This is a genomic window from Oceanicella sp. SM1341, from assembly GCF_003448965.1.
In the GTDB taxonomy this organism is placed as follows: domain Bacteria; phylum Pseudomonadota; class Alphaproteobacteria; order Rhodobacterales; family Rhodobacteraceae; genus Paroceanicella.
On record NZ_QRGC01000008.1, the window covers coordinates 46,342 to 58,521 of the forward strand.

Sequence of the window (12,180 nt, forward strand, 5' to 3'; positions counted from 1 at the left end):
ATGCAGCATACCCCCTCCGTCCTGTCGCTCAGCGGCGTGGAGATCGGCTTCCGCACCCCGCGCGGCCTCACCCCGGTGGTGCATGGCGTGAGCCTCGAGGTGGCGCCGGGCGAGATCCATGCCGTGGTGGGCGAGAGCGGCTCGGGCAAGACCATGCTCGCGCGCGCCGCCATCGGCCTGCTGCCCCCCGGCGGCGAGGTGACGGCGGGCACCATCGCCTTCGACGGCCGCGACCTTGCCGCCGAGAGCGAGGCCGCGATGCGCCGGATCCGCGGCGCGCAGATCGGGATGATCTTCCAGGAGCCGCTGGTCTCGCTCAACCCGTCGATGAAGATCGGCGCCCAGATGGCGGAGGCCGCGCGGCTGCACACGAAGCTTTCGCGCCGCGAGATCCGGGCGCGGGCACTGGAGATGCTGCACGCGGTGAAGATCGCCGACCCCGAGCGCTGCCTCGAGTGCTACCCGCACGAGTTCTCGGGCGGCATGCGCCAGCGCATCATGATCGCCTCGGTGATGCTGCTGCGCCCGCGCCTGCTGCTGGCCGACGAGCCCACCACCGCGCTCGACGCCGTGGTGCAGCGCGAGGTGCTCGACATCATGACGGAGATGACCCGCAGTCTCGGCGTGGCGGTGGTGCTGGTGACGCACGACCTCGGCGTGGTGGCGCGCTACGCGCAGCGGATGACGGTGATGGAGCGCGGCCACGTGGTCGAATCCGGCCCTACCCGCAGCGTGCTCGCCGCCCCGCGCGAGGCCTATACGCGGCGGCTGCTGGGGAGTTTGCCCGTCGCCCCCGAAGGGGCGCACACGCTGCCGCAGGCAGGAAATGACTCCCCGACAGGGGCGCATACGCTGCTGCCGGAAGGGAACGTCTCCCCGACAGGCCCCCACACGCTTTCGGCCAGTCCCGAAGCCTCGCACGCCCTGCCCCATGCGCAAACGCCCTCCGCCGAAGGGCAAGCGCCGCGCGGCGCGCAGGCTTCCGGCGCAGCGCAGCCTGCGCCGTTCGCCGGGCGCGACACACCGGAGGGCGCGCCGGGTTGGCCGGTGGCCGGACGGCGCGGCGGTGCGGACGGCCTTGCCGAAGGGCCGCAGGCGTCGCTGGCGGAGCCGGACGTTCCGCGAACTGTGGCGCCTGGGTCACCGGCGGGCGGGGCCCTTGCGGCATCGCCCCACGGGGCGAGGGGGGCTGCCGATGGCCCCGCGACCGAGCTCCTGCGCGCCGAGGCGGTGGAGGTGAGCTACGAGGCCGCCGCCCCGCTGCCCTTCATGGCCCGGCGGGTGAACCGGGTGGTGCATGGCGTCTCGCTCTCGATCCGGCCGGGCGAGATGCTCGGCCTGGTGGGCGAGAGCGGCTCGGGCAAGAGCACGCTGGGCCGGGCGCTGATCCGCCTCAAGGAGGTCTCCGGCGGCCGGGTGCTCTACCGCGGGCAGGAGCTTTCGGGCGTCTCGGGCGAGGCGCTGCGCCGGCTGCGCGCCCGCATGCAGATCATCTTCCAGGACCCCTATTCCTCCCTCAACCCGCGCATGCGGGTGGGCGCGATCGTGGCCGAGGGCCTGCGCCACGCCCCGCCGCCCGACAGCGCCCACCCGGTGGAGGAGATGCTGGAGGCCGTGGGCCTCTCCGCCGCCTATGCCGCGCGCTTCCCGCACGAGATGTCCGGCGGCCAGCGCCAGCGCGTGGCCATCGCGCGCGCGCTCATCTCGCGCCCCGAGCTGGTGGTGGCGGACGAGCCGGTCTCGGCGCTCGACGTCACGGTGCAGGCGCAGATCCTCGATCTGCTGCGCGAGCTGCGTGGCCGCATGGGCTTTGCCTGCCTGTTCATCAGCCATGACCTCGCGGTGGTGGAGAGCCTGTGCGACCGGGTGATGGTGCTCTACCGCGGCCGGGTGATGGAGGAGGGTACGGCGCGCCAGCTCTTCGAGGCGCCGCGCCACCCCTACACCCGCCGGCTGCTCGCCGCCGCCCCCTTCCTCGAGCCCACGCCCGCGGGCGGCTATGCGCTGCGCGTGCTCGACGAGGCCCGCTACCCCGCGCCCGACCCCGCCTGCTACTGGCCCGGCGAGGGCGAGGGGCGCTACGAGCTGGCCGCCGACGCCACGGCGCACGCGGTCGCCTATCGGCGCAGGGCGGGGTGAGGCGGGCTCAGTGCCCCACGGTCTTCGAGAACAGGTTCACGATGATCACCCCGAGCAGGATCAGCCCCAGCCCCAGCAGGGCGGCGAAATCGAGCGCCTGCCCGTACCAGGCCCAGGCGATGGCGCTGATCAGCACGATGCCCATGCCCGACCACACGGCATAGACCACGCCCGTCGGCATCACCCGCAGCGGAAAGGACAGGCACCAGAAGGCGATGGCATAGCCCGCCACGGTGACGAGGCTCGGCCCCAGCCGGGTGAAGCTCTCCGAGCGGGCAAGCGCGGTGGTGGCGATCACCTCCGCCACGATGGCCGCGAGAAGGAACAGGATGTGCTTGGCCATGGGGCTCCGGGCGGAAGGAGGCGGACAGGATCTGCAGCCCTAGCACGGCCCGCGCCCCCGGTCATCTCCCCCCGAGCGGCCCCGCCACTCCGCCGCCCGCGCCTTCGCCCGCCGCCCCCCGGGGGCCCCGCCCAGGGCGGCCCCCGGCCCTCCGCCCCCCGGAGGCCCCGCCGGTGCCGGGCGCGCGCGATGGCTTGCGCACCGGCCCGGGCCGGGCGAGGCTGGGCGGCAGCGCGCCACCTGAAGGACCTTTCCATGCAGCTTCCCGCCCCCGGCCCCTGGTTCCGCTCCGAGCAGATCGCCCCCGGTGTCACCCGCCTGTGGGAGCCGCCGGTGCACCGGTTCTTCCGGGCGAACTCATGGCTCATCGAGGGGCGCGACGCCGACCTGCTGGTCGATTTCGGCACCGGGCTCGCGCCGCTCGCCCCCGCGCTGGCCCGCGACCCCGCGAAGCCGCTTCTGGCCCTCGCGACCCATGCCCATGCCGACCACGTGGGCGGTTTCCACGAATTCGCCGAGCGGCTGGGCCACGCGGCGGAGGCCGGGGCCTTCGCCGCCATGCCCGACAGCGCCACCCTGGCCGACGCGTTCCGCGCCCTCGACACCCCCGTGGAAGGCGCGGCAGGCCCGCTGCCGGAGTACCGGCTCCGGCCCGCCCCGCTCACCCGCGTGCTGGAAGAGGGCGACCTCGTGGAGCTCGGCGACCGCAGCTTCGAGGTGCTGCACCTGCCGGGCCATTCGCCGGGCAGCATCGGGCTGATGGAGCGCGGCGGCGGCCTGTTCCTCACCGGCGACGCGATCTACCCGGGCGAGCTGGTCGACGACCTGCCCGGCGCCGACATCCCCGCCTACCTGGGCACGATGGAGCGGCTCGCGGGGCTGGAGGCCGGCCTGGTGCTGGGCGGTCACAACGGCCCGCTCACCGGGGCGGCGATGCGCGAGATCGCGCGCGGCTACCTCGCCCGGCGCGGCTGACCCCGCACGGACTTCCGGCCAGTCGACCTCTACCGGAGTAGAGGTGCCGCCGCGGGCCTGCCGGGCGTAGGCTGATCGTCAGACATGTGTCACGCGAAAGGCAGGTCCGATGATCCCCCTCACCGTCAATGGAACAACCCATCACGTCGATGTCGAGCCCGACACCCCGCTGCTCTTCGTGCTGCGGGACACGCTGGGCATGACCGGCACGAAATACGGCTGCGGCATCGCCCAGTGCGGCGCCTGCACGGTGCTGGTGGACGGCGAGGCGATGCGCTCCTGCCAGTTCCCGGTCGACGCGGTGGGCGCGTCGCAGGTCACCACCATCGAGGCCATCGAGGAGGACGCGGTCGGCGCCCGGGTGGTGGAGGCCTGGGTGTCGGTCGAGGCGCCGCAATGCGGCTACTGCCAGTCCGGCCAGGTGATGGCGGCCACCGCGCTGCTCAAGGCCGTGCCGAAGCCCACCGACGAGGACATCGCCGACGCGATGACCAACCTGTGCCGCTGCGGCACCTACAACATGATCGCCGACGCGATCCGCCAGGCCGCGGGCTGAGGGGAGACGATACCATGAAGGATTTCCTCACCGCCCCCGCCGCCGCCCCCGGCTCCGCGGTCATCGCGAAGGCGGGCCCGCTCAGCCGCCGCGGCTTCCTCGGCGCCGCCGGCGGGCTCGCGCTCGTCGCCATGCTGCCGGTGCGCCCCTCCCGCGCCGAGACCGCCGCGAAACTGGTGCCCGGCACCCGGGTGCCCGCCTTCCTCGAGATCCGGCCCGACGGCTCGGTGCACGTGCTCAGCCCCTTCGTGGAGGGCGGCCAGGGCATCGCCACCGGCATGGCCCAGACCATCGGCGAGGAGCTCGACGTGAACCCCGCGCGCTTCACGGTCGACTGCGCGCCCCCGGGGCCGGATTACGCCGTGGTGGGCGGCATGCGCATGACCGGCGGCAGCTTCTCCACCCGCTCGAGCTACCCGCTGATGCGCCGGCTCGGCGCCACCGCGCGCGAGATGCTGATGCGCGCCGCCGCCACCCGGCTCGACGTGGCCCAGGACACGCTCACCACCGAGGACGGGCAGGTGCTCCACGCCGCCTCCGGCCGGTCGCTCGGCTATGGCGAGCTCGCCGAGGCCGCCTTCGCCCTCGAGCCCGCCGCCGACGTGCCCCTGCGCGATCCCGCGACCTTCCGCTGGATCGGCAAGCCGGTGGCGCGCCTCGACATGCGCGACAAGTCCACCGGCCGGGCGGTCTATGCCATCGACCAGAAGCTCGACGGCATGCTCTACGCCGCCGTGCGCCACGCGGAGTATTTCGGCACGAAGCCGCTCTCGATCCGCAACGAGGCGCAGGTGCGCGCCATGCCCGGCGTGCACTCGGTGCACCTGCTCGAGGCCGCCGTGGCCGTGTGCGCCGACAGCTGGTGGCGCGCGCGCAAGGCGGTGGAGACCGTGCAGGCCGAGTGGTCGGAGCCCGAGGCCGCCGGCCTCGACACCGTGGCGAAGGACTTCTCCAGCGAGGGCATGCTGCAGGCCCTGCGCGACTATGACGGCGAGACCCATCCCGCCGAGACCGAGGGCGATGCCGCCGCCGCCTTCACCGGCGCCGACAAGGTGATCGAGGCGGAATACGTCGCCCCCTACCTCGCCCATGGCCAGCTCGAGCCGCCCTCCGCCATGGCGCGCTTCAACGCCGACGGCACGCTGGAGCTGTGGCTGCCCAACCAGGCGCCGGAGATGTTCCAGGGCTCGGCCGCCGCGGCCGCCGGGCTGGAGCCCGCGCAGGTGCGCATCCACTCGCCGATGCTGGGTGGCTTCTTCGGCCGGCATTTCATCTACGGCCCGGGCAACCCCTATCCCCAGGCCATCGCGCTGGCGAAGGCCACGGGGATGCCGGTGAAGGTGATCTGGTCGCGCGAGGAGGAGTTCCTCAACGACGCCGTGCGCCCGCTGAGCATGAGCCGCTTCCGCGCCGCCATCGGGGCCGACGGCCTGCCCGCCGCGCTCGAGGTGCGCACCATCGGCGAGGGGCCCATCGGCCGCTACTTCGGCGCCATGCTCCAGACCCCGGTCGACAGTTCCGCCGTCGAGGGCATCGTGGAGAAACCCTATGCCATCCCCAACCGGGCCATGGTGTTCGGCAAGCGGCCCCATCCGGTGAACATCGCCTTCTGGCGCTCGGTGGGCCACTCGATGAACGATTTCTTCTACGAGAGCTTCCTCGACGAGATCGCCGATGCCGGCGGCCAGGACCCGATGGCCCTGCGCCGCGCCCTGCTCGCCCGTTCCGCCCGCCACCTCGCCCTGCTCGACGCGGTGGAGGAGCTTTCCGGCGGCTGGAAGCGCGGGCCCTTCGAGGTGGATGGCCGGACCCGGGCGCGTGGCCTCGCCATGGCCTCGCCCTTCGGCTCGGAGACCGCGACCATCGCCGAGGCGTCGGTGGAGGACGGCGCGGTGAAGGTGCATGACGTCTGGGTGGCCTTCGACCCGGGCAGCGTGGTCAACCCCGCCATCGTGAAGAAGCAGGTCGAATCCGCCGTGGCCCTCGGCCTGTCGGCGGCGCTCTACGAGGAGGTGGTCTACGAGGCCGGCCGCCGGCGCGACCAGAACTACGACACCTACACCATCCTCACGCGCGACGACATGCCAAGGGTGCACGTGACCATCCTGGAGAGCGGCGCGCCGATGGGCGGGGTGGGCGAGCCGGGCCTGCCCGGAGTGCTGCCCGCGGTGGGCAACGCCCTGGCCGCCGCCACCGGCCAGCGCCCGCGCCGCCTGCCGATGAAGAACCTCTCCTTCTCCTGAGGGGCCTGCGCGGCGCCCCCCTCCGGGGCGCCGGGGCGGGGCCGTCCGGGGCCCCGCCGCCGCTCCCCCGGTGAGCCGTGCCGCGGGCGGCCTTGCGGCCCGGGGCGGGGCCTGCCGGCGCCGACTGAACCCGCTTCCCTTCCGGGCCGCGGCCGGCGGGCGCCGCTCAGATCCCCAGGAAGCTGCGGTTGAGGATGCTCCCGGCGACAAACCCTCCCGCCCGGCCCAGGTGCAGATCGTTGCGCATCAGCCCCTGCTCGTAGGCCTGCGCCCATTCGCCCATCTGGTCGTAGAGGTTGAGATACTCGATGTCGTTCTCGAGCGCGAACTGGTAGGCCGCGTCGCGGTATTCGGAGAGGGGTGTCACCGCGATGCCGTTGGTCTTCGCCGGCGTGGTGAGCACGATGCCGATATCGGGGTTTACGGAGCGCAGCTGGGCGCAGAGTTTCGCCACCGCGTCGAGGAACACCGGCACCGGGGAATAGGGGTTCCTGTAGTCGTTCGTGCCCAGGATGATCTGCACCAGGTCGAGCGGCGTGTACTGCATCTGCGGCCCGATCTGGGCGTAGTACTTCTCCATGCCGTTGCCGGTGATGCCGCCGTTGCCGAACTTGTTGAGCACGATCCCCGGGGCGCTGCGCCGGGTGGCGATGAACCCCGACATCGAGACCACGCCCGTGTTGCCCGCGGTGTCCATGTCGATGGTGTGCGCCGTGTCGGAGAGGCCGGACACGAGGATCGTGTTGAAGTTTCCGGTATCCGGGCACACGACCTCGGTCCAGGCCCCGCCGTCGATGCGGTAGCGCCATGTGCCGCCGTGCTCGAAGTAGAGGAAGCGGAACTCGGTGCAGGGCAGCTTGCCGTAGGTCAGCGTCTCGCCGTCGCGGTCCGTCCAGACGTTGTTGCCATCCGGCCCGGCGCCGTAGGGAAAGGACGGGGTCCTGGAGGCATGAACGGTGTTCCATCCGTCGGAGGAAGACCTCGTGTAGCCGCCGACGAGCAGGTCCGCCGTGGACTTGATGAAGCCCAGGGAGTTCTGCCCGTAGACGCTGTTTGCGAACATTCGCCAGTAGGCCGACGGGATTGCCGGCGCCTCGGTCCAGCTGTCTCCGGTCATGCCGAACCCGGCCTGTGCCACCTGGCCGCTGGCGATCAGCCCGAGCTGGCCGCGCCAGCGGTAGAGCGTGCGGCCGTCGGTGGCGAGCGGCACGCGCCCGGCGGCAATCGCGGGTGCGAAGATCCGGCGCCTGGCGGGTTCCGGCACTGCCCCGGCATGCGCTTCAGCGCCGGCGGGAGCCGGACCGCTGCCTGCCGGAAGCGCGCGGCCCGCGGCGCCGGCCGCAGGCGCCCGCGGCGCGGCAGGCGCTCGGGTGGGGGCGCCCGTGAGGCCCGTGGCGTCGCCCGCTCCCGCTCTGCCCGCCCCTGCCCTGTCCGCCGCGTCTTCCGCGATCAGCTGATCGGCATTCGGCGGATTTCCCTTGGCCATACGCACCTCTCGTGATGCACCTGTCCCGGGCCCGGCACCGTGCACTGATTTCCGGCGCGGGGCTGGCCGGCCGGTCGCTTTCGTCTGACGGGATTTGGCCCGGCCGGCTGTTCTGCGTCAAGCACGGCGTGGCCGGGGCGGCGACGGATGACGCCGGGGCATTTCGGCACGCGCCGACGCCGCCACGCCCCCCGGGTCCCGCGCGGCCCCCGCGCGAGGATGCGCGAGGATACGGGAGGATGCGGCGGGCAGGAGCCGGTGGTCACGCCGCCCGGGTCGCTGCCGGCCCCTTGCGCGCGAGGCGCGGCCCGAGGCGTCGGCTCGGGTGGCGCGAAGCCTCCGCACCGCCCGGGCCCGGATCCGGCAGGGTCGGGTCGCCCGTTGCGGAACTGCGTCCACGCCGTGGCGCGCGCGGAGGGGAGAGTGCGGTTCCCCCGCCGGTCAGGGGAATGGGTCAGGAGATCCGGCGAGGGAACCGCGGGAGACGCACGGGTGGTGGGACACCCGTACCGGCCTGAAGCGATACGCCGGCCCCGGCCGGGACCGACCCGCCGATCCTCCCACGGCGTCCGCCGCCCGGCTTGCACGCCGCATCCGGGATTTGTACCGCTCGCCTGCGTTGTCGGGCACCGCGAGGGCAGCCGCATCCGCCACCGGGCCGGGGGTTCGTCCTCCCGCCGGGGGTGGGCATGCGCTCCGCGCGGGCGCCGGCCGGCGCGCGGTCACGGCACGGGCGGGCCCCCTCGCGGGCCGTCGGCCGGCCCCGCGTCCCGCGGCCTCCGCGACCCCGGGTGCAGCGGTACCGGAGCACGCCGGGGGCGGATCGTGGGGGCCTGCGCGTCGCGCCCGCAGGGCGTGACGCGGGCCGACGAACTCCCCTCCCGCCCCGGGAGGGGATGAGGAGGGCCGTCCGGCCGGGGTCACGCGCCGCCGGTCATTCCGCCGCGCGCGGGCGGGCGCCGGGCTCGTAGGTGGCGGATTCCTCCAGCAGTTCCGGCAGGCCGATCACCCCGTTGAGCTCGTCGAACAGCGCCATCCGGTCGGCGAAGGCCTTGTTGGAGCGCGTGGCATGCAGGCTGGCGAAATAGGCCTGCATCTGGCGCAGCACCGCGCGGGCCAGCCCGCCGGGGAAGATCACCAGCCCGAAGCCGCGGGCGTGCAGGTCGTCGGCCGAGTTGATCGGCGTCTGCCCGCCCTCCACCATGTTGGCGAGCAGCGGGATGCGGCCCGAGAAGCGCCGCGCGATCACGTCCATCTGCTCGAGGCTCGCCGGCGCCTCGATGAACAGCACGTCCGCGCCCGCCGCCACATACATCTCGCCGCGCTCCAGCGCCGCCTCGAACCCGTCGACCGCGATCGCGTCGGTCCGCGCGATGATCAGCGTCTCCTCGGAGGCGCGGGCGTCGGTGGCGGCGCGGATCTTGCCCACCATCTCCTCGGCCGCGATCAGCGTCTTGCCCTTCAGGTGGCCGCAGCGCTTCGGGAAGCCCTGGTCCTCGAGCTGGATGGCCGAGGCCCCGGCGCGCTCGAACACCCGCACCGTGCGCTTCACGTTCATCGCGTTGCCGAAGCCGGTGTCGCCGTCCACGATCAGCGGCGTCGCCACCCGGTCGCGGATCAGCGCGACCGTGTCGGCCACCTCCGCCGCCGAGACCAGCCCCACGTCGGGCCGGCCCAGCCGGGTGTAGGCCACCGAGGCGCCGGAGAGGTAGAGCGCCTCGAACCCCGCCTGCGTGGCCAGCAGCGCGCCGAAGGCGTCATACACACCCGGCGCCAGCACCCCGCCGCCCTCCGCGGCCAGCAGCTGCTTCAGGCTCTTCACTTCCGTCTCCGCGCTCATCCGCGTCTCCTCCGTTGTCGTTTCCCTCAGGTGTTCCACACCCGGGTCGCCTCGTCCGCGCTGCGCTCGAAGCTGGTTTCATGCTCGTATGTGTCCGGCCGGTAGAGGCCGAAGATCCGCTCCACCGGCCGGCCCTCGGCGTCCGACACGGTGCGGTTGACCGAGATCAGCGCCTCGCCCGGCTCGATCTGCAGGAGCCGGGCCACGTCGGGCGTGGCGAGCCGGGCCGAGATGGTCTGCCGCGCGCTCTGCACCCGGTGGCCGGAGCGCTCGATCAGCCGCAGGAGCGAGATGCGCTCCATGTCCTCGCGGGTGAAGCTGCGCCCGATCTCCTCGGGCAGCCAGGTGGTGAGATGGCTGAAGGGCTGGCCCTCCAGGCTGCGCACCCGCACCACGCGCTGCATCACCGTGCCCTCGGGCCGCTGCATCGCGGCGCAGACATCGGCGGGCGCGCGCAGGTAGCCGAACTCGATCACCGCGACGTCCGTCTTCAGCCCCAGCGCCATCAGGTTCTCGAAATTCCCCGACAGGCTCGCCCCCACCGGCGACACCCCCGGATCGCGCCGCGCGAAGGTGCCCCGGCCGCGCAGCCGCTCCACGCTGCCCTCCTGCGTGAGCCGCTCCATCGCCTTGCGGATGGTGATTCGCGACACGCCGAACTGGGCGGCCAGCGCCATCTCGCCGGGCAGCGGCGCCTCCGGTCCCCAGGTGCCGTCGAGGATCTGCTGGCGCAGCACGAGATACACCTGGTGGTGCTTCGGCCAGATGGCCGATTCCTCGAGGATCTGCCTGTCGGGGCCGTGTCTCGGCGGCATCTCTTCCTCCCGGTGCGGTGTTGCGCCTCGCCCTTCCATAGCGCGGGAGCGGCCGGTCACCAAGCCAAATGTTATATTGACATAACATTAGGACCATGGTGCTCTCGTGCCCATAAACGGCCGAACCTGGCCGACATGCTTGGGAGGAAACCATGCGCAATTGGACAGGCGCCGGGCGGCGCCGTTTCGTGGCCCGGCTTGCGGCCGCCATGTCGCTGACCGGCCTCGTCGGTGCCGCGACCCTCGCCCCCACCGGCCGCGCCGCGGCGGCGGAGGACTGGCCGGACAGCCCGATCACCATCGTGGTGCCGTTCAACGCCGGCGGCAGCGCCGACCGGATGGCCCGCACCCTCGCAGACCCGATGTCGAAGATCCTCGGCCAGCCCGTGGTGGTGGAAAACCGCCCCGGCGGCGCCGGCGGCCTCGGCGCCACCTGGGTGGCCCGGCAGGATCCGGACGGCAACACGCTGCTGCTCATGCAGGCCACGCCCTATCTCGCCAATGCCATCCTCACCGGCGGCGCCCCGGTGAAATGGGAGGACTTCCGCCTCCTCAACGCGCAGTGGAACGATTACGGCATCGTCGCCGTGCACAAGGACAGCCCGTACCAGAGCCTCGCCGAGCTGATCGACGCGATGAAGGAGCCCGGCCGCGTCTCCACCGGCGTGGTCTATGCCAACGGCGGCCACATGCAGACGCTGGTGATGATGCAGGCGCTCGACATCCCCTTCGACAACCTGCGCTTCGTCACCTACGACGGCGGCTCGCCGCTGCGCGCGGCGCTGGCCGGCAACCAGGTGGATTTCGAGATCATCGCCGCCGAGGGCGCGCGCAGCATCATGGACAACCTGCGGGTCCTCGCCGTGGTGAACGATTCCGACCCCGACAGCCTCGGCGCGCCGCTGCTCAACGACGCGATGGCCGAACTCGGCGCCGGCAAGCAGCCGATCATCGGCGGCAACGTGACCGGCCTGATGGTGCCCGCCGCCTTCGAGCAGGAATACCCGGAGCGCTACGCGAAGCTGCTCGACGCCTACCGCCAGGTGGTGGAGAGCCCGGAATATGCCGAAGCCGCGAAATCCGCCGGTGTCGGCGCCGACTGGGTGGGGCCCGAGGAGAGCCAGGCCATGGTCGACGAGGCCTACGAGGCCCTCAGCTCCCACGCCGATCTGGTGAACTGACCCCGCGGCGCGGCCGCGCCGGGGCCTGCCCCCCGCGGCCGCGCCCGTTTCCCCTGCCGGACCCCACCAGCCCGGCCGGGACGCCGAGAGCAGCGGAAGGCACTTCGGATGACACAGCAACAGGCTCCCACCCCGCCCCGCCACCGGCCGAAGCCGGGCGGCATCGTCTTCGCCGCGGCACTCGCGCTCGCGATGCTCGGCTATGCGTGGAGCATCCTCGACAGCGCGCGCTCCACGGTGGACTGGCTGATGATCCTGCCGGCGGCGGGCGTCGGCGTGATCGCCCTCGCCTGGGCGGCGCTGCGCGACGCCGCCGCCCTGCGCGCCATCCCCGCCGCGGCGAAGCTGCCGGCGCTGAAGGGCAACGCCCGGCCGGTGGCGCTGCTGGTGCTGATCTGCGTCTACGCCGCGAGCCTGCCCTTCGCGGGGTTCGACCTCGGCACGGCCCTGTTCATCGCCATCGCGCTGCTGATCCAGGGCGAGCGGCGGATCTGGCTGATCGCGCTCAACGCCGTGCTCGGCACGGGCCTGCTGGTGTGGGTGTTCCACGATCTGCTGATGGTCCGCCTGCCCACCCTCCTCATGTGATGCGCCGGGAGCCC

At 73.0% G+C, this 12,180-nt stretch carries 10 protein-coding genes; 6 read left to right on the top strand and 4 right to left on the bottom strand.

Going from position 1 to position 12,180, the window contains the following annotated elements:
• A complete protein-coding gene (locus D3P35_RS09610) occupies positions 1 to 2,139 on the top strand; it encodes an ABC transporter ATP-binding protein (protein ID WP_198670535.1) in 2,139 nt (712 codons plus the stop codon).
• Between the two features lie 7 nt (positions 2,140 to 2,146).
• On the opposite strand, the gene D3P35_RS09615 is transcribed toward D3P35_RS09610, so the two are convergent.
• Positions 2,147 to 2,482 (bottom strand): multidrug efflux SMR transporter, encoded by a 336-nt coding sequence (locus D3P35_RS09615; protein ID WP_118134505.1) that lies wholly within the window; start codon positions 2,480 to 2,482, stop codon positions 2,147 to 2,149.
• A 255-nt stretch (positions 2,483 to 2,737) separates the two neighbouring features.
• Here D3P35_RS09615 and D3P35_RS09620 point away from each other — a divergent pair, with 255 nt between their 5' ends.
• The 3 genes from D3P35_RS09620 to D3P35_RS09630 all read left to right on the top strand — a co-directional run bounded on the left by D3P35_RS09620 (position 2,738) and on the right by D3P35_RS09630 (position 6,256).
• Positions 2,738 to 3,457, top strand: coding sequence for an MBL fold metallo-hydrolase (locus D3P35_RS09620; RefSeq protein WP_118134506.1), 720 nt, complete (start codon positions 2,738 to 2,740; stop codon positions 3,455 to 3,457).
• Between the two features lie 109 nt (positions 3,458 to 3,566).
• Entirely contained in the window at positions 3,567 to 4,013 is a 447-nt protein-coding gene (locus D3P35_RS09625) for a (2Fe-2S)-binding protein (RefSeq protein WP_118134507.1), read from the top strand.
• Positions 4,014 to 4,027: 14 nt separating this feature from the next.
• Positions 4,028 to 6,256 carry a xanthine dehydrogenase family protein molybdopterin-binding subunit gene (locus D3P35_RS09630; protein WP_118134508.1) on the top strand — a complete coding sequence of 743 codons (2,229 nt, stop codon included), beginning with the start codon at positions 4,028 to 4,030 and terminating at the stop codon, positions 6,254 to 6,256.
• A 166-nt stretch (positions 6,257 to 6,422) separates the two neighbouring features.
• Here D3P35_RS09630 and D3P35_RS09635 read toward each other — a convergent pair whose 3' ends face one another.
• From D3P35_RS09635 to D3P35_RS09645, 3 genes are all read right to left on the bottom strand, one after another.
• Complete coding sequence (locus tag D3P35_RS09635) at positions 6,423 to 7,466, bottom strand: GDSL-type esterase/lipase family protein (protein WP_198670536.1); 1,044 nt, start codon at positions 7,464 to 7,466, stop codon at positions 6,423 to 6,425.
• Between the two features lie 1,210 nt (positions 7,467 to 8,676).
• Positions 8,677 to 9,582: an oxaloacetate decarboxylase gene (locus tag D3P35_RS09640; RefSeq protein ID WP_118134510.1), complete on the bottom strand. Its 906-nt coding sequence runs from the start codon at positions 9,580 to 9,582 to the stop codon at positions 8,677 to 8,679.
• Positions 9,583 to 9,608: 26 nt separating this feature from the next.
• On the bottom strand, positions 9,609 to 10,397 hold the full coding sequence (locus tag D3P35_RS09645; protein WP_198670537.1) for a GntR family transcriptional regulator: 789 nt from the start codon (positions 10,395 to 10,397) through the stop codon (positions 9,609 to 9,611).
• Between the two features lie 152 nt (positions 10,398 to 10,549).
• Between D3P35_RS09645 and D3P35_RS09650 the strand changes: the two genes are divergently transcribed.
• Both D3P35_RS09650 and D3P35_RS09655 read left to right on the top strand, forming a co-directional pair.
• Positions 10,550 to 11,578 carry a tripartite tricarboxylate transporter substrate binding protein gene (locus D3P35_RS09650; RefSeq protein WP_118134512.1) on the top strand — a complete coding sequence of 343 codons (1,029 nt, stop codon included), beginning with the start codon at positions 10,550 to 10,552 and terminating at the stop codon, positions 11,576 to 11,578.
• A 108-nt stretch (positions 11,579 to 11,686) separates the two neighbouring features.
• A complete protein-coding gene (locus tag D3P35_RS09655; protein WP_118134513.1) occupies positions 11,687 to 12,166 on the top strand; it encodes a tripartite tricarboxylate transporter TctB family protein in 480 nt (159 codons plus the stop codon).
• The last annotated feature ends 14 nt before the right edge of the window (positions 12,167 to 12,180 follow it).